Origin of the sequence: Flavobacterium chungnamense, assembly GCF_039539165.1 — a bacterium.
Lineage (GTDB): Bacteria > Bacteroidota > Bacteroidia > Flavobacteriales > Flavobacteriaceae > Flavobacterium > Flavobacterium chungnamense.
The window spans coordinates 1-25,145 of record NZ_BAABCS010000003.1 but is presented as its reverse complement, the minus strand read 5'-3'; the positions used below and the strand labels follow the sequence as shown (position 1 = coordinate 25,145).

29 protein-coding genes are annotated in these 25,145 nt (G+C 31.1%); 10 read left to right on the top strand and 19 right to left on the bottom strand.

Annotated elements, in window-relative coordinates; genetic code table 11:
* Window positions 1-36: 36 nt before the first annotated feature.
* Complete coding sequence (locus tag ABD771_RS00700) at window positions 37-1,524, top strand: aminotransferase class V-fold PLP-dependent enzyme (protein WP_345089189.1); 1,488 nt, start codon at window positions 37-39, stop codon at window positions 1,522-1,524.
* Window positions 1,525-1,600: 76 nt separating this feature from the next.
* Here the strand turns inward: ABD771_RS00700 and ABD771_RS00695 are convergent, their stop codons facing one another.
* Window positions 1,601-2,668 carry a branched-chain amino acid aminotransferase gene (locus ABD771_RS00695; RefSeq protein ID WP_345089186.1) on the bottom strand — a complete coding sequence of 356 codons (1,068 nt, stop codon included), beginning with the start codon at window positions 2,666-2,668 and terminating at the stop codon, window positions 1,601-1,603.
* Between the two features lie 263 nt (window positions 2,669-2,931).
* Between ABD771_RS00695 and ABD771_RS00690 the strand changes: the two genes are divergently transcribed.
* From ABD771_RS00690 to ABD771_RS00670, 5 genes are all read left to right on the top strand, one after another.
* Window positions 2,932-3,444: a DUF4920 domain-containing protein gene (locus ABD771_RS00690; protein ID WP_345089183.1), complete on the top strand. Its 513-nt coding sequence runs from the start codon at window positions 2,932-2,934 to the stop codon at window positions 3,442-3,444.
* Window positions 3,445-3,450: 6 nt separating this feature from the next.
* Window positions 3,451-3,906: a hypothetical protein gene (locus tag ABD771_RS00685; protein WP_345089181.1), complete on the top strand. Its 456-nt coding sequence runs from the start codon at window positions 3,451-3,453 to the stop codon at window positions 3,904-3,906.
* Window positions 3,907-3,908: 2 nt separating this feature from the next.
* On the top strand, window positions 3,909-4,571 hold the full coding sequence (gene mnmC2, locus ABD771_RS00680) for a tRNA (5-methylaminomethyl-2-thiouridine)(34)-methyltransferase MnmC2 (protein WP_345089178.1): 663 nt from the start codon (window positions 3,909-3,911) through the stop codon (window positions 4,569-4,571).
* A gap of 115 nt (window positions 4,572-4,686) precedes the next feature.
* Window positions 4,687-4,884 (top strand): hypothetical protein, encoded by a 198-nt coding sequence (locus tag ABD771_RS00675; RefSeq protein ID WP_345089175.1) that lies wholly within the window; start codon window positions 4,687-4,689, stop codon window positions 4,882-4,884.
* Window positions 4,885-5,147: 263 nt separating this feature from the next.
* Window positions 5,148-5,345 carry a hypothetical protein gene (locus ABD771_RS00670; protein ID WP_345089171.1) on the top strand — a complete coding sequence of 66 codons (198 nt, stop codon included), beginning with the start codon at window positions 5,148-5,150 and terminating at the stop codon, window positions 5,343-5,345.
* Window positions 5,346-5,373: 28 nt separating this feature from the next.
* Here the strand turns inward: ABD771_RS00670 and ABD771_RS00665 are convergent, their stop codons facing one another.
* Complete coding sequence (locus ABD771_RS00665; protein WP_345089167.1) at window positions 5,374-6,315, bottom strand: LysR substrate-binding domain-containing protein; 942 nt, start codon at window positions 6,313-6,315, stop codon at window positions 5,374-5,376.
* A gap of 164 nt (window positions 6,316-6,479) precedes the next feature.
* On the opposite strand from ABD771_RS00665, the gene ABD771_RS00660 reads away from it, so the two are divergent.
* The 3 genes from ABD771_RS00660 to can all read left to right on the top strand — a co-directional run bounded on the left by ABD771_RS00660 (window position 6,480) and on the right by can (window position 9,142).
* Entirely contained in the window at window positions 6,480-6,767 is a 288-nt protein-coding gene (locus ABD771_RS00660) for a hypothetical protein (protein ID WP_345089164.1), read from the top strand.
* A gap of 66 nt (window positions 6,768-6,833) precedes the next feature.
* The gene (locus ABD771_RS00655; protein WP_345089161.1) at window positions 6,834-8,489 is read left to right on the top strand and encodes a SulP family inorganic anion transporter; all 1,656 of its coding nucleotides are present in this window, start codon (window positions 6,834-6,836) and stop codon (window positions 8,487-8,489) included.
* An 8-nt stretch (window positions 8,490-8,497) separates the two neighbouring features.
* On the top strand, window positions 8,498-9,142 hold the full coding sequence (gene can / locus ABD771_RS00650; RefSeq protein ID WP_345089158.1) for a carbonate dehydratase: 645 nt from the start codon (window positions 8,498-8,500) through the stop codon (window positions 9,140-9,142).
* A gap of 73 nt (window positions 9,143-9,215) precedes the next feature.
* Here can and ABD771_RS00645 read toward each other — a convergent pair whose 3' ends face one another.
* From ABD771_RS00645 to ABD771_RS00625, 5 genes are read right to left on the bottom strand one after another with little or no spacing between them, the layout of a single operon-like run.
* On the bottom strand, window positions 9,216-10,181 hold the full coding sequence (locus tag ABD771_RS00645; protein WP_345089155.1) for a sodium-dependent bicarbonate transport family permease: 966 nt from the start codon (window positions 10,179-10,181) through the stop codon (window positions 9,216-9,218).
* A gap of 5 nt (window positions 10,182-10,186) precedes the next feature.
* Window positions 10,187-11,146 carry an L-threonylcarbamoyladenylate synthase gene (locus tag ABD771_RS00640; protein WP_345089152.1) on the bottom strand — a complete coding sequence of 320 codons (960 nt, stop codon included), beginning with the start codon at window positions 11,144-11,146 and terminating at the stop codon, window positions 10,187-10,189.
* Window positions 11,147-11,154: 8 nt separating this feature from the next.
* On the bottom strand, window positions 11,155-11,991 hold the full coding sequence (locus ABD771_RS00635) for a DUF6671 family protein (RefSeq protein WP_345089149.1): 837 nt from the start codon (window positions 11,989-11,991) through the stop codon (window positions 11,155-11,157).
* A gap of 1 nt (window position 11,992) precedes the next feature.
* Window positions 11,993-12,271, bottom strand: coding sequence for a hypothetical protein (locus ABD771_RS00630; protein WP_345089147.1), 279 nt, complete (start codon window positions 12,269-12,271; stop codon window positions 11,993-11,995).
* A 2-nt stretch (window positions 12,272-12,273) separates the two neighbouring features.
* A complete protein-coding gene (locus ABD771_RS00625) occupies window positions 12,274-12,525 on the bottom strand; it encodes a hypothetical protein (RefSeq protein WP_345089144.1) in 252 nt (83 codons plus the stop codon).
* A gap of 91 nt (window positions 12,526-12,616) precedes the next feature.
* On the opposite strand from ABD771_RS00625, the gene ABD771_RS00620 reads away from it, so the two are divergent.
* Entirely contained in the window at window positions 12,617-13,540 is a 924-nt protein-coding gene (locus tag ABD771_RS00620) for a LysR family transcriptional regulator (protein ID WP_345089141.1), read from the top strand.
* On the opposite strand, the gene ABD771_RS00615 is transcribed toward ABD771_RS00620, so the two are convergent.
* The 12 genes from ABD771_RS00615 to ABD771_RS00560 form a co-directional block, all read right to left on the bottom strand.
* The gene (locus ABD771_RS00615; protein ID WP_345089138.1) at window positions 13,537-14,727 is read right to left on the bottom strand and encodes an LETM1-related biofilm-associated protein; all 1,191 of its coding nucleotides are present in this window, start codon (window positions 14,725-14,727) and stop codon (window positions 13,537-13,539) included. The genes ABD771_RS00620 and ABD771_RS00615 overlap by 4 nt on opposite strands.
* A gap of 65 nt (window positions 14,728-14,792) precedes the next feature.
* Window positions 14,793-15,362 (bottom strand): YdeI/OmpD-associated family protein, encoded by a 570-nt coding sequence (locus ABD771_RS00610; RefSeq protein ID WP_345089135.1) that lies wholly within the window; start codon window positions 15,360-15,362, stop codon window positions 14,793-14,795.
* Between the two features lie 44 nt (window positions 15,363-15,406).
* The gene (locus ABD771_RS00605) at window positions 15,407-15,895 is read right to left on the bottom strand and encodes a hypothetical protein (protein ID WP_345089132.1); all 489 of its coding nucleotides are present in this window, start codon (window positions 15,893-15,895) and stop codon (window positions 15,407-15,409) included.
* 100 nt (window positions 15,896-15,995) lie between these two features.
* On the bottom strand, window positions 15,996-17,786 hold the full coding sequence (locus ABD771_RS00600; RefSeq protein ID WP_345089129.1) for an acyl-CoA dehydrogenase family protein: 1,791 nt from the start codon (window positions 17,784-17,786) through the stop codon (window positions 15,996-15,998).
* 45 nt (window positions 17,787-17,831) lie between these two features.
* On the bottom strand, window positions 17,832-18,185 hold the full coding sequence (locus ABD771_RS00595; protein ID WP_345089126.1) for a four helix bundle protein: 354 nt from the start codon (window positions 18,183-18,185) through the stop codon (window positions 17,832-17,834).
* Between the two features lie 32 nt (window positions 18,186-18,217).
* The gene (locus ABD771_RS00590; protein WP_345089123.1) at window positions 18,218-19,399 is read right to left on the bottom strand and encodes an acetyl-CoA C-acyltransferase; all 1,182 of its coding nucleotides are present in this window, start codon (window positions 19,397-19,399) and stop codon (window positions 18,218-18,220) included.
* 92 nt (window positions 19,400-19,491) lie between these two features.
* Window positions 19,492-21,882, bottom strand: coding sequence for a 3-hydroxyacyl-CoA dehydrogenase/enoyl-CoA hydratase family protein (locus ABD771_RS00585; RefSeq protein ID WP_345089120.1), 2,391 nt, complete (start codon window positions 21,880-21,882; stop codon window positions 19,492-19,494).
* Between the two features lie 151 nt (window positions 21,883-22,033).
* Window positions 22,034-22,465: a MarR family winged helix-turn-helix transcriptional regulator gene (locus ABD771_RS00580; protein ID WP_345090044.1), complete on the bottom strand. Its 432-nt coding sequence runs from the start codon at window positions 22,463-22,465 to the stop codon at window positions 22,034-22,036.
* A 562-nt stretch (window positions 22,466-23,027) separates the two neighbouring features.
* The gene (locus ABD771_RS00575; RefSeq protein ID WP_345089117.1) at window positions 23,028-23,549 is read right to left on the bottom strand and encodes a hypothetical protein; all 522 of its coding nucleotides are present in this window, start codon (window positions 23,547-23,549) and stop codon (window positions 23,028-23,030) included.
* Between the two features lie 56 nt (window positions 23,550-23,605).
* Window positions 23,606-23,869, bottom strand: coding sequence for a hypothetical protein (locus ABD771_RS00570; protein ID WP_345089114.1), 264 nt, complete (start codon window positions 23,867-23,869; stop codon window positions 23,606-23,608).
* Complete coding sequence (locus ABD771_RS00565; RefSeq protein ID WP_345089111.1) at window positions 23,866-24,456, bottom strand: hypothetical protein; 591 nt, start codon at window positions 24,454-24,456, stop codon at window positions 23,866-23,868. Before ABD771_RS00565 ends, ABD771_RS00570 begins: the two co-directional genes overlap by 4 nt.
* Before the next feature lie 66 nt (window positions 24,457-24,522).
* Window positions 24,523-24,708, bottom strand: coding sequence for a hypothetical protein (locus tag ABD771_RS00560; RefSeq protein ID WP_345089108.1), 186 nt, complete (start codon window positions 24,706-24,708; stop codon window positions 24,523-24,525).
* Between the last annotated feature and the right edge of the window lie 437 nt (window positions 24,709-25,145).

Below are 25,145 nucleotides of genomic sequence, written 5' to 3'. Positions count from 1 at the left end.
TCAAAAATCCGTATATTTGAACACAAATTAAACGCAATGACTTCAACAGAAACTACTACAGCATTAGAACTTTATTTTCAACAGTTTCGAGATAATATCATCGGAATTGATCAAGAGTTTGAATCTGCTTTTGGTAAGAAGAAAATTATATACACTGATTGGACTGCAAGTGGAAGATTATATCGACCTATTGAAGAAAAATTAATGAACGATTTTGGACCTTTTGTGGCCAACACGCATACAGAAACTACAATTTCAGGTACAGCGATGACAATGGCTTATCATGAAGCAAAAAGTATCATAAAGCATCACGTAAATGCAACCGATGATGATATTTTAATTAATACAGGAACCGGAATGACTGGCGTTGTAAATAAGTTTCAACGTATTTTGGGTTTAAAACTTCCAGAAAATATAAGAGAATTTACGACCATTCCTAAAGAATTGAAACCAGTAGTTTTTATTTCTCATATGGAGCATCATTCTAACCAAACTTCTTGGTTGGAGACCATTGCAGATGTAGAAATTATTCCTGCAAACGAAGATGGATTATTTTCAATTGAAAATTTAAAACTCCTTTTGGATAAATATAAAGACAGAAATTTCAAAATTGCTTCAATTACTTCTTGCTCTAATGTTACAGGGATTAAAACGCCTTACCATGAAGTTGCTAAAGTTATGCATCAGAACAATGGTGTTTGTTTCGTTGATTTTGCCTGTTCTGGACCTTATGTTGAAATTAATATGCATCCAGAAGATTCAGAAAGTTATTTAGATGCTATTTTCTTTTCACCACACAAGTTTCTTGGTGGTCCAGGAACTTCGGGTGTTTTGGTTTTTAATAAAAATTTGTACAAAAATAGTGTTCCGGATTGCCCTGGTGGTGGAACTGTAAGTTGGACGAATCCTTGGGGAGAACATAAATATATTGACAATATTGAAGATAGAGAAGACGGTGGAACGCCAGGTTTTCTTCAAGTAATCAAAACAGCTTTGGCCATTCAATTGAAAGAAAAAATGGGTATTCAAAATATTTTGGATAGAGAGCATGAAATTGTTGATTATGTATTTGAAGAACTTGGAGCTATTGAAAATATTAAGATTTTAGCTAAAGAACATCAAGATAGGTTAGGAGTAATTTCATTCTATATCGATAATTTACATTATAACTTAGGAGTAAAATTATTGAATGATCGATTCGGAATTCAAACTCGTGGTGGTTGCAGTTGTGCAGGAACTTACGGCCATTTCTTGTTGCATGTTGATAAGGAAACTTCTAGTGATTTGGTTTGTTTGATAACTTCTGGTGATTTAATAAGAAAACCAGGCTGGATTAGAATGTCTATTCATCCTACAACAACATCAGAAGAGATTAGGTTTGTTTGTGATAGTATCAAAGAGTTAGCAAAAAATCACAAGGAATGGGAAAAGGATTATGTTTATAATGGAAAAAGCAATGAGTTTGTTCATAAAATTGCCTCTCATTTAGAAAAAGAAATGGTTCACAATTGGTTTAAAATATAATAAAATAAAAAAGCGATTTTCGAATTTTGAAAATCGCTTTTTTTATAATCGCTTTTTTAATTTTGAACACTGAACACTATACTTTAACTGTCCAACCAAAAGTATCTTCTGCCAATTTATACTGAATTTTAGTCAAATCTTCTTTCAATTGTAATGCGAAAGAATTTTCAATCTGTGGCAATTGATATTCTGTGCCTTGGTAGGCGAAAGCTACAATTGGGCTTACAACAGCAGCTGTTCCTGCACCAAAAATTTCTTTCAAACTTCCGTCTTTGGCAGCATTTACTAATTCTTCAACTAATACGGAACGGACTTCAACATTCAATCCGTCACGTTGCGCCAATTCGATTAAACTTTTTCTAGTTACACCATCCAAAATTCGTTCACTTGTTGGAGCTGTAAATAAGGTATCATTTATTCTAATGAAAACATTCATGGTTCCAGCTTCTTCAAGTTTGGTATGTGTTGCATCATCTGTCCAAATGATTTGTTGGTATCCTTTTTCGTTAGCTAATTTCGTTGGATAGAATTGTGCTGAATAATTTCCTGCCGCTTTTGCAGCTCCAATTCCACCATTAGCAGCACGACTGTAATGTTCCGCAATAATCACTTTTACTTCACCAGAATAGTAAGATTTTGCTGGTGAAAGAATAATCATAAAGCGATATTCACTAGACGGTTGTGCAATTACCCCATGACCAGTAGCTATCATAAAAGGTCTTAAATATAACGTGTTTCCAAGTCCTTTTTTAACCCATTCTCTATCTAAATCGACAACAGTTTTCAAACCTTCAATGAAAACATTTTCTGGAACTTCGGGCATTGCCATTCTTTTTGCAGATTTATTGAAACGTTTAAAATTTTCATCAGGACGAAACAACCAAACATCATCATTATCATCTTTGTAAGCTTTCATTCCTTCAAATATGGCTTGACCATAATGAAAAACTTTAGCTGAAGGATCTATTAAAAAAGGTTCATAAGGTGTGATAATTGGTTTTTGCCATACGCCATCTTTGAAATCACAAATTAGCATGTGGTCTGTGAAAATATTTCCAAAGGTTAAGTTTTCAAAATCTACGGATGCAATTTTTGACGATGAAGCTTTAACTATATCGATTTCGATAGTGTTGTTTAAAGTCATTTAGTGTGAGTTTATTTCTTAATTATTTTTATAATTAATTGTTTTTAAGTTAGTTATAAAAAATAATTAAATGTTATTTAGTTTTGCTAAACTAATAAAAAAATAGATTGAATTAGTTGCCTTCAAAATTTATTTATTCACTATTTATTGATGTTATCAACTAATGAATTTTAAATAGTAATTAATATGAAAATATCGTTAAAACTGCTTAATTTTGTTGACATTAAATTTTAAATTAATAATTAAAAATAAATTTATAAAAAATGAAAAATTTCAAACTACTATTATTAGTTGCTTTCGTTTCAATTGGTTTAAACGTAAATGCGCAACAAGCAACTAAAAAAGCAAAAAAGCAAACGACATTAAATTCAAATGATTATGCTTCTTTTGGAGATAAATTTGAGTTAAACAAAGTGATTACTAAAGAGCAAATGTTCAAGAAATATAAATCATTGAAAAAAGGTGATTCTATTGCTGTAAAATTTGTTACTAAAATCAACTCAGTTTGTAAAAAGAAAGGATGTTGGATGAAATTAGATTTAGGTAACGGAGAATCTGCATTTGTAAAGTTTAAAGATTATGGTTTTTTTGTACCACTTAATGCCGATGGTAGTGAAGTTGTTGTCAATGGTGTTGCGTTTATTGATGTTGTATCAGTTGAAGAATTGAAACATTATGCAAAAGATGCTGGGAAATCTCAAGCAGAAATTAATAAAATTAAAAAACCAGAAATTACTTATTCCTTTACTGCAACTGGAGTATTTATAAAGAAATAATATAGAATGAAGAAATTTTTGATACTATCGTTTTCTGTTTTGCTATTAATTTCTTGTCAGAATAAGCAAACAGAAAAAGTTGAAGATAAAGAAGCCTGTGCTACTGATGCTACAAAAGAAAAGAAATTTGAGATGTATGAAATGTCAGAAATGGCTTCGCTTATGGAACAAATGTATGCTCACAATCAACAATTGCGATTAAGAATTATTAAAGGAGATACCGTTGGAAAGTTTCCGGAATTTTTCAATAAAATTTATTCCGCTGAATTCACAACACCAAGTGATAATGATGCTTTCTTTAAAGAAAATGCAGATAAATACATTGTTGCTCAAAAATTAATTTATTCGGATACAGAAAATGTAAAAGAGAACTTTAATAAAGGTGTTGATGCCTGTGTAACTTGCCATCAAGGGAAATGTGGTGGACCAATTCCAAGGATTAAGAAATTATATATTAAGTAATTTTGAAACGAGAAATTCTTACCACATTTGATGGTTCAACAACCATTCATTTACCCGATTGGGATGAAAGTTATCACTCTAAACATGGTGCAATTCAAGAAGCTTATCACGTCTTCATTCAAAGCGGATTTTCTTTGTTTAAAGGAAATTCTATTTCAATTTTAGAGATTGGTTTCGGTACTGGTTTAAATGCATTTATAACTTATTTAGAAGCGAAAAAAAGTAATCAAACTATTGATTATGTTGGAGTAGAAGCTTATCCTGTTGAAGTTGTAGAAGCTTTACAAATGAATTATGTTTCCGAATTAGATGCTTCCAATGAAATGAATATTTTTAGTAAAATGCACGAATGTGATTGGGAAAAAAAAGATGTAATTTCAGATAACTTTTCACTAACCAAAAGAAAGCAATTCTTTCAAGATATTGTAGATGAAAACACTTTTGATTTAATTTATTTTGACGCTTTCGGATTTAGAGTTCAACCAGAATTGTGGTCGTTGGAGATTTTTCAAAAAATGTATAAAGCATTAAAAACCAATGGTATTTTAGTAACTTATGCTTGCCGAGGTTCAATAAAACGCGCTATGCTTGAATGTGGTTTTAAAGTTGAAAAACTTCCAGGTGCTCCAGGAAAAAGAGAGATGTTACGAGCTACAAAAATTTAACGTATTATTTTTATTTTGTATTTAAAAATAATTTAATTTTGATAATACTAAAAACCCAATATTTACGTTCTTATTAAATCTGTGATTTAAAAGTCTAACAATTTAACCACTAATTATGTCAAGATTGATTTATGACTACACTAAATCCGTGTTAGAAAGAGTAAGTTTCGATACTATACTTTTCTGCAAAGAATTAGACAAAGCAGTCAGAATGCTTTTACCTTATGAAATCGAACAACTAACAGAGTGGTTGCTCAATTTCACTAAAGAAAAGCCAGAGTTAAGGCAATGTTTACTGATTATGAACAAATAAAACTAAAAGGAACTTAAACGGTTCCTTTTTTTGTTTTATAAGGTAGGGTTAATGTCTCTCAAGTTATTTTTAAGACAATATGAGGAACTAAATTTTTGTAAGATTTATCTTTTAAAAACTTTTTAAAATGTTTTTAATCGCAATAAAATGTATTTAATCGATAAAAAACTACAATTTTATTTGTTTAATTAAAATATACTATATAAGTTTACATTATGATTCCCAAATCTATTATAGAATATTAACCTACTAATTTTTTTCTTATGCCAAGAATGATTTACGATTACACTAAGTCAGAATTAGAGAGTGTAAGTATTGATCCTAGCCTTTTTAGAAGGAAGTTAAAAAAAGCAGTGAATAGCTTGTTACCTTATGAGATTGACTTGTTGCAAAATTGGTTGTCTTATTTCACTACAAACAAGCCTCATTTGCAAGAATGTATAACAGAAACCATAAAATAAAAAAAAGGAGTTTGCTAACTCCTTTTTTTTATTTTGTAGCTTTTGGACTTACAATTTGAACATTTTGAAAGGCTATAGCTCCTTTTACAACGCCACTTATTGAAGATCTTAAAGCATCAATTATGTGAATTTTTAATTCGTTTTTCGGATAAATTAAACTTACTTCTCTTGCTGGTTTTGGTTCTTTAAACTGACGCAATTTTATTTGATCTTTTTCCTTTAAATCTAACGTATGTAGATAAGGAAGCAGCGTAGTACCTAAGCCTTCATCTGCCAGTTTTATTAATGTTTCAAAGCTTCCACTTTCAATTTGAAAATGATTGTGTTCAGAGTTAGTGTTGTTTTTACATAAATTTAAAACACTATCTCTAAAGCAATGACCGTCTTGAAGTAAAAGGATTTCATCCAAATTCAAATCTGAAATTTCAATTTCCTTCTTAGAAAAATTTTCATGATTTTCAGGAATATAAGCTACAAATGGCTCAAAATAAAGCACCACTTCTTTAATTTTCTCTTCGTTCAAAGGTGTAGCAGCAATTGCGGCATCAAGATGACCATTATTCAATCTAAAAATAATGTCATCAGTATTCAATTCTTCAATAATCAGCTTAACTTTTGGGTATTTTTTGATAAAATTTTTCAAAAACATTGGTAAAAGCGTAGGCATAATTGTTGGTATTATACCTAATCTAAACTCACCACCAATAAACCCTTTTTGTTGATGAACAATGTCTTGAATTCTATCGGCTTCATTAACAATATTTTTTGCCTGATTTACAATTTTATGACCAATTTCGGTCAACTGTATTGGTTTTTTACTTCTATCAAATATTTGAATGTCAAGTTCGTCTTCTACTTTTTGAATTTGCATACTCAAAGTAGGTTGTGTAACAAAGCATTTTTCTGCAGCAAGTGTAAAATTCTTATATTCAGCTACAGCTAAAACATATTGAAGTTGGGTAATTGTCATTGTATAATAAAATTTGATGCAAATATAAAAACTATAAGATTAATTTATACTATCAATTTTCTCTTTATTAAAATGAAATAACATATAATAAAATCTTTTTATTTATTTGTTAAATTTTTTACAATAGCTTTTCATTTATCTGTCTGAAAAGCTACTTTTGCAATATGAAGTCAGTAGCTAGAATTTTAATGGTTCTTTTTATCACTTTTCTATCAATGCCTACTGTAGTAACGTTGATTGAAAAGAATTCTGACGTGTCTTTATTTTATAGCTTTGCAGAAGAAGAAATTCACAAAGATTTAAAACAAATCAAAGCTGATTTAAAACAACAATTTGTTTATCCATTTTTAGATTCAAAAATCAAGTTGAATTCTAAAATTGTTTCTGAAAACTTGTCACATCATGACAATGTTGCTGAAGAAATATTCTCACCACCGCCAGAATTGGTTTAATACATCTCGACTTTTCGTTTTCAAATTGTTTGGAAGCTACTTCATGTATTAAATTTATTTATTGGTATGACAAAAAAAATCAACCTTTTTGCTAACCTTAAATCTGATTTTGCTTCAGGTTTAGTGGTTTTTTTGGTGGCGTTGCCATTGTGTCTTGGAATTGCATTAGCAAGTGGAGCACCTTTATTTTCAGGTATTATTTCGGGTGTTATTGGAGGAATTGTTGTTGGTTACTTAAGCCAATCTCATTTAAGTGTTTCTGGTCCAGCAGCAGGTTTAACAGCAATAGTCCTAACAGCTATTACTGATTTAGGTTCGTTTAATGCTTTTTTATTAGCGGTTTTAATAGCTGGAATAATTCAATTAATCCTTGGATTTATAAAAGCAGGAACAATTTCTAACTATTTTCCAAATAATGTTATTGAGGGAATGCTTGCCGGAATTGGTGTTATCATTATTCTAAAACAAATTCCTCACGCATTTGGTTATGATCCAGATTTTGAAGGTGACGAATCTTTTTTTCAACCGGATGGACAAAATACTTTTTCTGAAATTTTTCAGGTTTTTAATCATGTACAAATAGGTTCGATTATAATAGCATTAATTTCTTTGACAATATTGATTTTATGGAATAAAGTAGATTTTTTAAAGAAAATTAAGTTAGTTCCACCTGCATTAGTTGCTGTGATTGTTAGTATTTTACTAAATGAATTTTTCATTCAATCGGGAAGTAATTTAGTAATTTTAAAAGAGCATTTGGTTAGTTTACCTGTTCCAACAACTTTAGAAGAATTTAAGAATATTATTGTAACACCAGATTTTACTGCAATATCAAATTCAAAAGTTTGGATTGTTGCCATCACAATTGCAGTGGTTGCTTCTATCGAAACTTTATTGTGTATTGAAGCATCAGATAGAATGGATGCGCAAAAAAGATACACCAATACTAATGTAGAATTAAAAGCACAAGGAATAGGTAATATTTTAAGTTCACTTTTGGGTGGTTTACCAATGACCTCTGTAGTTGTAAGAACTACTGCTAATAATACAGCTGGAGCAAAATCAAAAATGTCAGCAATAATTCATGGAGTACTTTTATTAGTTAGCGTTTTAGCAATTCCATCAATTTTGAATAAAATCCCTTTAGCAACTTTGGCGGCAGTTTTGTTATTAGTAGGTTATAAACTAGCAAATCCTAAAACAATTAAACATTTTTGGGAAAAAGATAAAATATACCAATTTATACCATTTATATTCACCTTTATTGCTGTTGTAGCTACCGATTTACTTAAAGGAGTAGCACTCGGTATGGTTATCAATATTGTTTTTATTTTGATAGGTAATTCAAAACGAGCGTATAATTTTAAAGTTGAAGATTATCATGAAGGTGATATCATTCACATCGATTTAGCTCAAGAGGTTTCATTTCTAAATAAATCGGCTATTAAAGATACCTTAAATAAGATTCCTAAAGATTCAAAAGTAGTAATTAATGCTAGTGCTACAGTGTATATTGCTCATGATGTTTTAGATTTAATTAGAGAGTTCAAAAAAATAAAGGCCAAAGATTTGAATATAATCGTTAAATTAGTAGGCTTTAAAGAAGGTTATAATCTTGAAAATAGTGATGGTTATCAAAATACTGTAACTATCGAGCACAAGTATAACGTACTTAAAAGAAAATTGGAAACCATTGAAAATAAAAACATAATATTTAAATAATAGAGCAGATGAGTAATGATTTTTATAAAAAAATTCTAGATAACAATAAGAAATGGGTTGAAAATCAATTAGCAATTGATGCAGAATATTTCAAAGATTTAGCAAAAGGACAACAACCTCCTTTATTATGGATAGGATGTTCTGATAGTAGAGTTCCTGCAAACGAAATAATTGGAGCAAAACCAGGTGAAGTTTTTGTTCATAGAAACATTGCCAATATGGTAATTCATAGTGATATGAATATGTTAAGTGTTTTAGATTATGCTGTAAATGTTTTGAAAGTAAAACATGTTATTGTATGTGGTCATTATGGTTGTGGTGGTGTTAAAGCAGCTATGGGAAATCAATCTATTGGTTTAATTGATAATTGGATTAGACATATAAAAGATGTTTATAGATTGCACGAACACTATCTAAACACTATCGAAGATGAAGAGGAACGTTTTAATAAATTTGTTGAAGTTAATGCACAAGAACAAGTATTTGATTTGGCGAAAACTTCAATAGTTCAAAACGCATGGAGAAATGGACAAGAATTAACCCTTCATGGTTGGACCTATGGTTTAAATTCTGGTTATGTAACAGACCTAGGTGTAAATATGAGTTCTAATGAAGAGTTAGATGATGTTTATCAACTAAAATTTTCAAATTAGTTTTAAATAGAAAGACTACACTCTTAGAATGTAGTCTTTCAAACCAAAACATGTATAAAACAAAATTTAACTGTTAGTTATTTATCTGAATTATTGATAAATAAAGTGGCATTCCTAAAGTTATATTAAAAGGAAAGGTAACAGCTAAAGCCATTGGTAGAAATAGACCTGGATTTGCTTTAGGCACTGCTATTTTCATAGCTGCAGGAACAGCAATATAAGAAGCACTTGCCGCTAAAACAGATAGCATAAATCTATTACCAATATCATTTGTTACAAGATGGCTTACTACTGCAACCAGGCATCCATTAATCAATGGTATTGCTATTGCAAAAATTACTGCAAACCAACCGCTTTTAAGAAAATCACTTAGTTTTTTTCCACTCACAATTCCCATATCTAATAGAAAAATTGCAAGAAACCCTTTGAATAAATCATTTGTAAATGGTTTTATTCCCATTGCTTGTTCATCACTAGCGAGTAAACCAATAACTAGACTTCCTAAAATTAGTAGAACACTTCCATTGGTAAAGGAATGTTTAACAATTGACAAAATTGAGGTATTTATCTCTTTTTTGTCATCAAACAATCGAATTAAAATGACACCTACAATAATGGCTGGTGCTTCCATTAAAGCCATTACTGCTACCATATGTCCGCTAAAACTCATGTGTTGGATTTCTAAAAAAGAGGCTGCGGTTACAAAAGTTACTGCGCTTACAGAACCATACGCAGCTGCAATAGCTCCAGAATCATAAACATTAAACTTTCTCCTTAGAACAAAGTAAGAATAGATTGGAATAGCTAGAGCAATTATAATTCCAAATAAAACAGACCATACAATTTCAAGATTAAAATGACTATGAGCTAATTCTTGTCCACCTTTAAACCCTATTGAAAACAATAAATAAAGAGAAATAAATTTGGAGGAGTTTGGTGGGATTTCCAAATCACTTTTTAGTTTTACTGCAATTATTCCAAGTAAAAAAAACAGTAAAGCTGGATTGGTTAAATTATCGAAGAGTAAGTTTAAGTTCATTTAATTTATTTTTTTGTGGCACGTTCTAAGCGATCGTTTATTGATTTTCCTAAATCGTTTTCAGGAAATTTTTCTGTTATAATAAGGTCTAAACCTTTTTTGTCTAATCGATGCATTGCGGCATATAGGTTGGAAGTAGCTTCTTTTAAACTACCATTCTTTGAAAGTATTTCTTTTTCTATATTTTGATCATTTATTTTTAAATCTTGAAATAATAAAACTCCAATTTTAGATGTTGGATAATTTTTTATTTCATATTCAATATTTTCTGATAATATCGTTTTGGTATTTGGTGCGTAATGTCTTGAAAGCATTCCCGGTGCATTTGGCGAACTATCATTTTTATTGACAATTTGAATCGGTCCAATTATAGATTCTATATCTTCTACAGAAATTGATCCTAAACGATAAAGAATAGCCTTTTCATTTTCAAAACCAACAATCGTTGATTCTATCCCATTTTTACAATTACCTCCATCAAGAACCATTTCTATAGTATCTGTAAAATAATCGACAACATGTTTAGAAGTGGTTGGACTTATGGAACCAAACGGATTTGCACTCGGTGCAGCTAATGGAAAATCAAGTTGTTTTAACAATTCTAAAGTTAGTGGATGATTTGGAACTCTCACTGCTACGGTTTCTTTTCCTGCTGTAATATTGTGTGGAATATTTTCTTTTTTCTTTAAAACTAAGGTTAGCGAACCTGGCCAAAAAGCTTCTGCTAATTTTTTAGCTTTTTCAGGAACTTCTTGAGCTATATTTTCTAATAATTCTTTAGAGTGTATATGAACGATTAGAGGATTATTGAAAGGTCTATTTTTGGTTTTAAATATTAAGTTTATTGCTTTTTCACTGTAAATATTTCCTGCCAAACCATAAACGGTTTCAGTAGGTATGGCAACTAAATTTTCATTTTCGAGAATTTCTTTGGCTTTTAATATGTCTGTGGATATTTGTATCATAATTATTTTTAAGGATTGCAGTTGTCACAATAAGTTGGGTCTTCAAATTTTATTCCTCTCGGATAATGTAATTCTTTTTCATAGCAACATTTTTTACATTGGTATAAATAACTTAATGTAGATCGAGTAGGTAATAAACAATTTTCACAAGGTAAACCTGGCATAGCATTTACAATATCAAAACCAGGGAAGGAGCATCTCGGACATAAACTTTTAATTTTTTCAATTAATTTGTGAGTTACTTGTTCAATTACTTTCATTCGAGTTGGATTGAACATGGCTCTCATATCTGTTTCAGCATAAACGCTATTGAATTCTTGTTTTAACTCATTATAACTTTTTAGCAAAACATCCTTTGTATTTATCCCTTTGAATATTTTTGAAAAATTCTTTTCTTCTGGTTTTAGAATTATGGCATGACTTGGAAAATTTACTTTTTCAGCAAATTCTAATAAATCGGCTTCATTAGTTATTAATTTCCCATTGAAATTGGTTTCCAAACTAATTTCTCTTGCGACAATTTCAATATCGTTTTTAAAATCTTTAAGCATCATAAACTCTTCATTTGCTTGTACAAAAAATAGTGTTGGATGTGCTCCAAAAGAACCTTCGCTTGCAACAACCAAATCACAGTTGGTGGCTTTATTTGCTATGATACATTTTTCTCTTAATGTTGATAGCGCATCTTCTTTTCGGTCTATTTCACCAGAAAAAGTACCTAGCGAATCAGTGTCAAAGGCATCAGAAGTGAAGTAGTAATTTCTAAATTCTTCCCAGAACAAAGGTGCAATTACTAATTCCTTCTGATGTTTTGTTGCAATAAGAAGCTTTCTTTCTTCAAACATTTTATTTTTCTAACTCAATTGAAATAGTACTTTTTATCACAAACTTTATATCTTCCGATTTTGAATTTTGAATAAGATTTTTAATTTGTTCTTTGGTTTCTGTAAGTTCTTGAATACGTTTTTTAGAATGTTCAATGTCTTTATTAAAACGAATATGATTACTAAAATCTTCTCTGTTATGATAATCGATTTTGTAGTTTAGTAATGTAGTTAGTACTCTGTCCGCATCTTCTACAGAAAAGGTTCCGTCGATAAGTTTAAATTCTTGATTGTTTTCCATTTTTATTTGTTTGATAGTTTCATAAATCCGTATCCACTTGTTAGAATTCCTATGCCAATAATTATTTCATTAGTAAAAGTTTCACTAATTAGCGATAGGTAAAACCCTATCAGTATAAAAATCATTGAAAATAGCATTAGTAGATTGTGACTTGTTTTTGAATAAATTATGTTTTTTGTCAAGGTTTTATTGTCTTTGTCTAATTTTAGATTGTCTAATTTTGCTTCTATTATTTCTATATTATTTCTATTCATACTTGTTATATTAAAATTGATAGTGCAAAACTCATAATAATAAATCATATATTTTTATTTATATTTGTAATGATATATATAAAATATTTTTATGAATTATACCTTGCATCAGCTACAAGTTTTTTTAAAAATAACGCAAACGAAAAGTATAACCAAAGCTGCAGAGGAGTTGCATCTTACGCAACCTGCTGTTTCAATTCAATTAAGAAATTTTCAAGATCAATTTGAAATTCCTCTGACAGAAGTTGTTGGAAGAATATTATATGTAACTGATTTTGGTAAAGAGATTGCTTTAGCAGCAGAAAATATAATTAATGAAGTTTATGCTATAAATTATAAAACTCAAGCTTTCAAAGGACAATTATCAGGAAGGTTAAAGTTGTCTGTTGTTTCAACAGGAAAATACGTTATGCCTTACTATTTGTCAGAATTTATGAAAAATAATGTTGAGGTAGAACTCGAAATGGATGTTACAAATAAAAGTAAAGTTGTAAAATCACTCAGAAATAATGAAATAGATTTTGCTCTAGTGTCAATACTTCCCAATGATATAACTGTTGAATCAATGCCATTAATGGATAATAAATTGTTTTTGGTAGGGAATAGGTTTACCGAAATAAATCAAGGTTCAAGTTTATTAAATTATGTTTCAAATCAGCCACTCATTTATAGAGAGTTGGGTTCTGCAACAAGACTTTCGATGGAAACCTTTTTAGATAAAACAGGAATTGTTCCCAATATGAAAATACAATTAACATCCAACGAAGCAGTGAAACAGTCCGTTATTGCTGGTTTGGGGCTTTCAATTATGCCGCTTATTGGTTTAAAAAATGAATTGGAAAAAGGAGATATTAAAATAATTCCGATAAATAAACTTCCTTTAGTATCAAGTTGGAGATTGATTTGGTTGAAAGGCAAAAAGTTGAGTCCAGTGGCTAAAGCTTATTTAGATTTTGTAACCAAAAAAAATGAAGAAATTAAAAACAATCATTTTGCATGGATTAATAATTACTAATCTTCAAGATTTTCATTAAAAGCCGAAGGTAATAATTGCGGAATAAATTTTATCAAAATAGGTAATAATAATCCTCCACCAGGAAGTAAAAAAATAGTTAAAGACGGAATGCTTTTGCAAATGTCGAGTAATTGTTTTTTTACTTTCTTTTTTTCTTCTGAACTTAAATCTTTTTGAGTTGATTTGGCTAAAAGTTTCATCAATTCCTTGCTTTCAGAGATTTCTTTAGTCAATCGTTTTTGATTTCTTTTAATCAAAACCTGAACTCCAGTAGTAGTCTGATCGTAAAAATGCTTTACTGGATTAGAATAATTAAAATACTGAATTTCTTTTTTATGAAAAACTATAAATTCATTAGTTGCATCAATACTTCCATTTACAAATTCATTTGAAATTTTCATCTGTTCAGCTAATTTATGAAGAAAATAAACCTCGTCGTTTTCAACTTTTCCATCATTCCAAAGAGTTATTCCAGCTAAATCTAAAAGGTAATATTTTTCTAAATCATTAGTGAAATAATCTAAAGGTAATTCCTCCAGATTTTGAATATTTACCTTAGAAAATTTGGTGTAACGAACTGATGCTTCAAATAATTTTATCAATAAATCATCGTGTTGCGATTTGATGGTTTTAACTTTTAAAGCTAAAGAAACAATACTCATGATAGTTTCTTCCATCCGTTTTAAATACTTTTCAGGAATTGCATCTTTTTGTAAATATTGATGAAACGCTAAAACATCAACAAACAATAGTGCATTAGTTACGATATGTGAAAAGTTTTTACTGATGATATCTTTGTTCGTCTGAACTCGTTCATTGATATAACTTTCTAGTTTCGAACTTTGATTTGAACTCATGATTTTATCAAATAAAACAAAACCTTTGGGTGTCATTTCTTTATAAAAAGCAACAGTTTTTTTTATAAATTCTTCAGAATTATTATCTTGATTTGTATAGCGATAAACATTAAGAAGTGTTGTAAGTAAAGCGATTTTAGATATTTCGTCCGATTTCCATTGTGAAATATCTATTTTAGGATTTGAATTTATTGCAATGATGTGCCCATAAATAAATCCAGTAGCTCTAATGTTTTTGTAAAACGATAATCCATCAATAGTAGTGTCGAACAATGATTTTTGTTCCACAAAATACTTATCAATCCAACCGTGTGCAGATGGGTTTATCATAGCTTTATTTAGAGTTACAAAGCTAGGTATTTTTAAGAAAGTTTAAGAGTATAAATGTTAAGATTTTATTGCCTTGATTTTATGTTTTGTTCACAAAGGCTAATGATTTCTTTAATTCTAATGTTTCGTGTTTCTTCACGTTTGGCTTGATTTAACCAATACAAATAACTTTTTCGGTAAGAAGGACTAAAGTTTTGATAATTATCAAATGCAGTTTTATTATTTTGAAATGCGAATTCTAAGTCTTTTGGTAGTTCTAAATTTTCAACAGCATCGAGTGATTCCCATGAGCCATTTTGTTTGGCTATTTCAATTTTTCTCAAACCACTTTCGTGTATCAAGTTCTCAGCAAGGAGTTTTTCAATATAAGTTTTATTGAGTTTGCTCCAAACGCTTTTTTCTTTTCTAGGAGTAAACATTTGCTTACGTTTTTCGTCATCAATTTTTTTTACCGTTGAATCAATCCAACCATAGCAAATGGCAACTTGAACAGCTTCTTCCCAACGCATGCTTTCATTTAAACTGCCTACTTTGTAGAACAATAGGCAAATTCCATTAGAAGAATGATGATTTTCATGTAACCAATCACGCCATTCTTGAGTATTTTTAAAATAATGTAAGTCTTTTTTATCCAAAATTGATTTCTTGCTATTTTTCAAAAGTAACAAAAAAATCAATTTTACATTGGCTTTTTAGGTAACTCTTTAGTTTTCATTTCAGAAACTTTGCCTTCAGAGTTTATGGTTACATACAATTCACGTTCGAAATATTTCTTTTCATATTCGATTTTATATCTAAAAAATAAATCCTCTGTTTCGTTGTCTTGAGTTACTTCTATTAGATTTAAATCAATAAATTTCCCATTTCTCATTAATATTTTTTGACACGTTTTTGAAATTTTTTCTATTGTAGCGTTTTGTATCACTTTATCAGTAGCTTCCTCTTTAGAGAAAACTTTAAATCTTGATGTATTGCATGTTTCTAAAAGACGTTTTCCAAGATTATATGCTCTCGTAAGTTTTTGGCTATTTACCTCTTTAAGATTGATTTTTTCAAAACGTGATTTAACTTCAATAATTTCACTCGTCTCATTTTTAGAAAGATTTGGATGTTTTGATTTGCAAGAAATAATTAAAACTAAAAGAAGTAAACAACTAATTTTTTTCATAGAATTATAACTTAAAAATTAAGTTTTTAGTATGGAATGTTGCACAAAAAAAAGCCACAAGAAAAATCAAGTGGCTTTTTAACAATTAACTTAACTATAATTAAAAACAATAACTATTTTCAGCCACTAACTTAGCTGTAATAGTTTCTCTTAAACCAACAATATTTGGCATGTTAGTATATTTTGTAAAACGGCGTAATCCCATTAACATCATGCGTTGTTCATCGCCTTCTGCGAAAGAAATGATGCTTTCTTTTCCTCTGGCAGCAACGATATCTACTGCTTTGTATAAGTATAATTTTGCCATAGCAATTTGCTCTTGTACTTTGGCTTCGCCTTCTTTTTTGGCTAATTTTTCTGTTCTAAGAATGGTGCTTTCTGCCATGTAAATTTCAATTAACATATCGGCTGCAGCCATCAATAGTTGTTGGTGTGCGTCTAAATCCATTCCGTATTTTTGAACGGCAGCACCAGCAACCATTAGGAAGGCTTTTTTCAATTTGCCCACCATTTCTTTTTCTTCCGAAAATAATTCTGAATAATCTGGCGTGTCAAAGGATGGAATTCCCATTAATTCTTCTTGCACTTTCATGGCTGGTCCAAGCAAATCAACGTGACCTTTCATCGCTTTTTTGATTAGCATTCCAACGGATAGCATTCTGTTGATTTCGTTCGTTCCTTCATAGATACGTGCAATACGAGCATCGCGCCAAGCACTTTCCATTGGTGTATCTTCAGAGAATCCCATTCCGCCATAAATTTGAATTCCTTCATCAGCACAGTTTTGAACATCTTCCGAAACGGCTACTTTTAGAATAGAACATTCGATAGCAAATTCTTCAACTCCTTTTAATTCGGCTTCTTGATGACTTGCGCCTTCAGCTTCACGAAGTTTGATGCGGTTTTCAATGTCTTTTGCGGCACGATACGTAGCACTTTCTCCAGCATAAGCGGAAGTTGCCATTTCTGCTAATTTGTAACGAATAGCACCAAAAGATGAAATAGGAGTATTAAACTGAACTCTTTCGTTAGCATAGTTAATTGCATTAGAAGTCACACGACGTTGCGCGTCCAAACAAGCGGCTGCCAATTTGATACGTCCAACATTCAAGGCATTCATAGCGATTTTAAAACCTTCACCACGAGCAGCCAACATATTTTCAATTGGAACTTTAGTATCAGCAAAGAAAACCTGACGAGTAGAAGAGGCACGAATTCCTAATTTATGCTCTTCTTCACCCATTGAAATTCCGTTACTTGGATCATTTTCTACGATGAAACCTGTAATGTTTTTATCATCTTCAATTCGAGCGAAAACAATGAATACAGAACAGAAACCTGCATTAGAAATCCACATTTTTTGTCCTGTGATTTTATAATGCGTTCCATCTTCTGATAAAACGGCTTTAGTTTTTCCTGAATTAGCATCGGAACCTGCTCCAGGTTCTGTTAAGCAATAAGCTCCAAACCATTCACCAGATGCTAATTTTGGTACGTATTTTTGTTTTTGTTCTTCTGTTCCGTATAATGTGATTGGCATAGTTCCAATTCCAGTATGCGCACCAAAAGCTGTTGAAAACGAACCTGTTGCACCCGAAATATAATCGCAAACTAGGCAAGTATCAACAAATCCCATTCCCATCCCACCATAATTTTCTGGAACGGCAACGCTCAAAAAGCCCATTTCACCTGCTTTACGCATGGTTTCTTCAGTAAAAGCATAGTCTTTATGCTCAAATCGGTCTTTGTTTGGCCATATTTCTTTATCAACGAATTCTTTTACAGAATCACGCATCATGATTTGTTCTTCTGAAAAATCTTCGGGTGTGAAAACGTCTTCACATTTTGTTTCTTTAACTAGGAATTGTCCTCCTCTGGTTATTTCGCTCATTTTTTATTTTTTTTAGAGAAAAGAAGAAAGATGCAAGAGAGAAGATTATACGTCCAATTTACTGATAAAACCTGTAGTCATTTTTTGGAATTCGATAATCTTATTTTCTATTTCTATCGTTTTTTCGTCGGTTATATATTTATTTTGATTTGCTATTAATAATTGTGTTTGTAATTCAAATGATGACCCTAAACTTATATTTAAATAATGTTTAAAGTGTATATTTCCTCTATTGGATCCTTCTGCAATATTTGAAGGCATTGAAACAGCAGCTCTATTCATTTGACTTACTAAACCATAAGTTTCAGATTTTGGAAATTCAGAAGTTTGTTTATAAATATCATTGGTAATATTCATTGCTGAAATCCAAATCTTTAAATTCTTAAAGTTATGTTTCATAAGTCTTGCTTCTTGTTTCTTGCCTCTATTCTCTACAATAATTCAAAAATACCTGCAGAACCTTGTCCAGTTCCAACACACATACTCACGATTCCGTATTTAGATTTTCTTAATCGCATTTCGTCAAATAATTGAACTGATAATTTTGCTCCTGTACAACCTAGTGGATGTCCAAGTGCAATTGCGCCACCGTTTACGTTTACGATGTCTGGATTTAAACCTAATTCTCTAACAACAGCTAATGATTGTGATGCAAAAGCTTCGTTTAATTCAATTAAATCAATATCATTTAAAGATAATCCTGCTTGTTTCAATGCTTTTGGAATGGCTTTTACTGGGCCAATTCCCATTATTCTTGGTTCAACTCCTGCTGATGCAAAATTTACTAATCTTGCGATAGGAGTAACGCCTAATTCTTTTACCATTTCTTCGCTCATGATAAGTACAAATGCTGCACCATCACTCATTTGTGAAGAGTTTCCTGCAGTTACAGAACCATCGGCTGCAAATACAGGTTTTAGTTTTCCTAAAGCAGCAATATTTGTGTCGGCTCTTGGACCTTCATCTTTATTTACAACATACGATTTGGTTTCTTTTTTACCATTTTCATTGATAAAGGTTTGCTCCACAGTAATTGGAACAATTTGTTTGTCAAATTTACCTTCGGCTTGCGCTTTCAATGCTTTGTTATGTGAATTGAATGCAAATTCATCTTGATCTTCACGAGACACATTGAATTGTTTTGCAACAGCTTCAGCCGTTAAACCCATTCCCCAATAGTAATCTTCATGACCTTCTTTTGCTACAGAGTAATCAGGAGTTGGTTTGTATCCACCCATTGGGATAAAACTCATACTTTCAGCTCCACCGGCAATGATGCAATCCGCCATTCCACTTTGGATTTTTGCTGTCGCCATTCCGATAGTTTCTAATCCTGAAGCACAATATCTATTTACTGTTACCCCAGGAACGTCTGTAACTTTTAATCCCATTAAGGAAATTAATCTTCCTACATTCAGACCTTGTTCGGCTTCTGGCATGGCGTTTCCAACCATAACGTCGTCAATACGCGTTTTGTCGAAATCTGGAAATTGAGACATCATGTGTTCGATGGTTTCTGCTGCTAATTCGTCAGGACGTTTGAAACGGAAAACTCCTTTTGGCGCTTTTCCAACTGCTGTACGAAATCCGGATACTATATATGCTGTTTTCATTTTTTTTATTTTTGAGAGGAAAGAAGCAAGAAATTAGACCGCTTCGCTGAAAGATTATTTATGTCTTTCTTCTTTCTTCTTGTTTCTATTTTCTAATTTCTCAATGGTTTCCCTTTAGTTAACATAAACTGAATGCGCTCCAACGTTTTTCTTTCAGTACAAAGTGATAAAAACGCTTCACGTTCAATATCTAATAAGTATTGCTCACTTACTAGTGTTGGTTCTGATAAATCACCTCCAGCCATTACATAAGCTAGTTTATTGGCAATTTTTAAGTCGTGTTCTGAGATATATTTTCCAGCTACCATTTGGTTGGTTCCTACTAAGAACATTCCAAGAGCTTGTTTACCTAACACTTTAATGTCGGTTCTTCTAACAGGTTGTGTGTAACCTTGGTCAGCCATTTGCAACGCTACTTGTTTTGCTACAGCAATTTGGCGGTCTTTGTTTACTACCACAATATCTTTTCCTTTTTGTAAAATTCCTAAATCGAAAGCTTCGTAGGCAGATGTTGCTACTTTTGCCATTCCGATAGTTAGGAAGTTTTCTTGAAGAACATTCAACTCCACATCATTTTTGCGGAACAAATCAGCTGCGCGAACTGCCATTTCTTTAGAGCCACCACCACCTGGAATTACACCAACTCCAAATTCTACCAAACCAATATACGTTTCTGCAGCGGCAACAACTTTGTCAGCGTGCATACTCATTTCGCATCCGCCACCAAGTGTCATTCCGTGAGGTGCAACGATAACCGGAATAGAGGAGTAGCGTACGCGCATCATCGTGTCTTGGAACATTTTGATTGCCATGTTTAACTCGTCGTATTCTTGTTCTACTGCCATCATGAAAATCATTCCGATGTTAGCACCAACTGAGAAATTAGTTCCTTGATTTCCAATTACTAATCCTTTATAATCTTTTTCGGCTAAATCAATTGCTTTATTGATTGCAGTTAAAACACCACCACCAATGGTATTCATTTTAGAATGGAATTCTAAGTTCAAAATTCCGTCACCTAAATCGATTACTGAAGCATCTGAATTACCCCAAACTTTATGACTTTCTCTTATATTATCTAAAATGATAAAAGCATCTTGACCTGGTTTTTCTTCTTGTGATTTTGATGGAATGTTGTAGTAACACGTTTTACCATTTTTAACAGAGTAAAAAGATTTGTTTCCTGAAATCAACATATCAGTTACCCATGCAGCTGGTTTGTAACCTTCGGCCTCCATCATTGCGATGGCTTTTTCTACACCAATGGCATCCCAAATTTCGAATGGACCATTTTCCCAACCGAAACCGGCTTTCATGGCGTCGTCGATTTTGTAAAATTCGTCTGTGATTTCTGGAACTCTGTTAGAACAATAAGCAAACATTGCTGAGAAATTTTTTCTGTAGAAATCACCAGCTTTGTCTTTTCCTTTTACTAAAACTTTGAATCTATCAATTGGTTTATCGATTGTTTTAGTTAATTCTAATGTTGCGAACGATGCTTTTTTAGCTGCTCTATATTCTAATGTATCTAAATCCAACGATAAGATTTCTTTGCCTTCTTTTTTGTAAAATCCTTGTCCTGTTTTACTTCCTAGCCATTTGTTTTCCATCATTTTGTTGATGAAATCGGGTAGTTTGAACAATTCGTGTGCTTCGTCATTCGGACAATTATCATAAATTCCGTTAGCAACGTGAACTAAAGTATCTAAACCTACCACATCAACGGTTCTGAAGGTTGCCGATTTTGGACGACCAATTACTGGACCTGTTAATTTATCAACTTCTTCAATGGTTAATCCCATTTCTTTTACTTGGTGGAATAGACTTTGGATTCCGAAGATTCCGATTCTGTTTCCGATAAAAGCAGGAGTATCTTTAGCAATTACTGAAGTTTTTCCTAAGAATTTAGATCCGTATTCAAAAAGGAAATCTAATACTTCTTGTGATGTTTTTGGACCTGGAATGATTTCGAATAATTTCAAATAACGCGCTGGATTGAAGAAATGCGTTCCACAGAAATGTGCTTGAAAATCATCGCTTCTTCCTTCACTCATAAAGTTAATTGGAATACCTGATGTATTTGAAGTTACCAAAGTTCCTGGTTTACGGAATTTGTCGATTTGTTCGAATACCAATTTCTTGATGTCTAAACGTTCTACTACAACTTCGATAATCCAATCGCAAGTTGCAATTTTGGACATATCATCAGTCGTGTTTCCTGTTGTAATTCGACTAGCAAATTTCTGACTGTAAATAGGCGATGGGTTGCTTTTTAAAGCATTTGCTAAATGGTCATTTACCACACGGTTACGAACGACTTTACTTTCTAAAGTTAGTCCTTTCTTTTCCTCGATTTCAGTTAGTGCGTTGGGCACAATGTCTAAAAGGAGTACTTCCAAACCGATGTTAGCAAAATGACAAGCAATTCCAGAACCCATGATTCCAGAACCTACAACTGCCACTTTTTTAATTGTTCGTTTCATGTTTTATTAGATGTAAGAAGAAAGACCGCTGCGCTGCAAGAGGCAAGACTAACTTTCTTCATGTTATTATTATTTTGTTGTTTTTTGAAGCAAGAGCCAAGACTATTTTATGCAAATGGTTTTCTTTCTTCTTGTTTCTTTTCTCTATTTTCTAAAAAATCTTCTTCTCTGTTATCAAATCATTTATCACATCGGCTACTTCCATGAAATGGTTTAGTTTTTCTTCTGTGATGTTTTGTTTTACTACTTCGTTGAATTTTAACACTGTAGTTTTTGATTGTTCGCGCATTTGTTTTCCTAAAGAGGTTAGGTAGATTAAAACGCCTCTTCCATCATCTGGATTTTTTTTTCTTATGATTAATCCTTTTTCTTCTAATGTTTTTAGGGTTCTGGTTAGCGATGTAGCTTCCATTCCCATTCGGTTGCTTATGTAAGTTGAAGGTGTTCCTTCTTCTTTGTCTATACTTAGTAAGGCAAATCCTATCGCCATGGAACCGTCAAATTTTGATGCTTCCTCGTTATACATTCGTGAAACTGCTTGCCATGTCGCGCGTAGCACATAATCTATAGTTTTTTCTTTCATCATATTTTACTATATCGTTTTAGTTTCGGATTCAAATATATAAAAAATTTATTATGCGCGCATACTATTTATGTTAAATTTTATGCACGCATAGTATTTTTTTAAGTTTGAGGTACGAAATATGAAGTAAGAAGTGTTGTATATGAAGTTAAAACAGGATAGAGAAATTATTAAAATTAATAAATCTGTATTTCAAAAAAGTATATTACTTTTTTGTTTTGTTATTTGTATTTACTTATAGTTGGATTAGACGATCCATTCGATATTGATGCAGGAGAAATACCTGTTGATTTAAAACCTATTGCCAACGATGGAATTTTTGGGTGGTGTTTTATTTACCATTTTGGTAATTGCTTTTTATAGGCAAGAGGATGGTGGTTATGTTCCTTTGGAGGATGATAGGAGTAAAGTGGTTATGATTTTAAAATGATGATGAATTTTTTTAAAATTTTATTCCTGCAACTAGGTCAGGAGACTTTGTAGAGTTGGGTTATTTTTTATGAAGACAAAATGGCAAGCGCAAACTCGGAAATTGGCAAAACACGTATTAGTGGCTGACAATTTATTCTTGTTGAATCCATTCGTATTTTCCGTTTTTTAGATAAATTATTCCTCCACCACAACTTTCTTCAGCGTGTATATATATTCCGTCATTTAGAAGTTTAATTTTATCAGATTCCTTTATTTCTTCTTCAGAAACTATTTCTCCTTCGTCATTTACATTATTCCAATAAATTTCATTTTTTGGTGCTTTTTCAAATATTCCTGCCCAATCAATTTCGTCGAAACCTTGCTTTAAAATATCATTTCCCATTCCGAAATAATCTGTTCTTTTTCCGTTTCCAAATACTATTCGTAATCCGCTTTTTCCACTTTTTGTGCTTCTAACAATTTCAACAACTTCATTTCGTTTATCTCCATCTAAATCACATGTAATTTTGTTGATTTTATGTTTTTTTGATATTTCAATAGTATCAATATTATTTTTTTCTATTTGTGTTTCCTCTATGTTCTGTTGCTTATCGTTTTCTTTTTTACAAGAAATAAGAGTCATTAAAATCAGTGTTACTATTACAATTCTCATACTTTTATTTTTTTTTATACTTCCCAATACGCTTCTTCGGAAGCTCTTCTAAGTTATTAAATCTTGTTATTAGCTATTTTATTTTTATTAATAATTGATTTCAATTTTAAGGTTATCAACACTGTCAATGTAAGCAATATAGATGTAATTAATCCATAAACTATTAATGCCTGTTCCTTATAGACAACTAAAGAATCTTTATCAAAATACGTTCCTTCTGAATTGTAATCCATTCTGATGCGAGTATAAAATGACCAACTAAACAATGCAGTCAAAATAGTAAGAACAATTATCAATAGTATAAGAATTCTAGCTTTCATTTTTTATTTAACAGTTTATCAAATTCTTCCTTTGCTTCGTCAATTCCCAATATTCTACTTTCAAAAACGCCAGTATATTTTACATTGTCAATTGTGATTTCTTCAAATTCATTTTCTATAATTCTCAAATATATCTTCTTAGGCTTTTGATTTCTTGTTATTAGGTAGTCAATAATTTCAAATTCATTTTTTATTTTTCCGCCACTAAATTCTTGTTCAATACTAGTTTTGAATGTTAATTTTTCTATACTTCTAAGGTCAACATTATTTTTTGTATTACTCCAAATTATTTTTTGAATTTTTCCAATATTACTTTCCTTAACTTCAAACTTTACATTTTTATTCAAATCATATTTTGAAACAGTTTTTAGTATTTTACTAAATTCAGGTAAGCTAAAGAACTTTTTGGTTTTGTTATTAAAAACATTTCCGTGTTCAATTTGTGTTTTATATTCGTTACTAATTTTTAAACACATTTTTGAGAATCCAGTTTCATCATTACTTTTATTTTCGTCTTGAAATTCCATAAAAGAGCATAATACTAGTACAAATAAAGGGAAAATAATATGTTTTAGCTTGAATTTCATAATGGTATTTTATTGTTTATTTTAGCGTTACTCAAAACTGCTATTAGCGGTTCGTTGTTGTTTCACTTAGCTCTTTTTACTTCTAATTGCAAAATCAAAAATTGCTCCAAGAGCACAACCAAAAGCAATTCCAAAAGCAAGACCTTGGGAAACATTACCTGATTTATTACCATAAATTAGTCCAAATAAAAGTCCAAGTGCTGCGCCAACGCCAATTCCGTTTCCGACATTTCGTTTTTTGTTTTCTGTCATAATGATTTTAATTTTAGTTTTTATCTTCAAGTAATTGTTTAACAGATTTGAATTCTTTATCTCTTTCGTTTTGTTTAATAGTGTCTAAAAAATCATAGCTCATCCACAGTTTTTGTTTCGTTTATTCTATTAGTAGTGAAAGTGATATAAAAGTCACAAAAGATTTTGTTTTTTTTTCAAGATGAAGAAATTGAGATGATTTATTTCTTATGGATTTTGTATTTTTCAAGTCGATCACTTACAATGACTGTTAACGTCAGACTGTGAAAAAACTTCACAATCTCATTAACAAATATAGTTAAAAACTTGTACTAAAAATAGAATTTTTGTAATTTTAATGATGCAACATATTCAAGGAATTTCTCGCCATCAGCTACAAATGAGTAGCTTAGAAGACAAGATAACGGCTGACAATCCAGTTCGTTTTATAGAAGCTT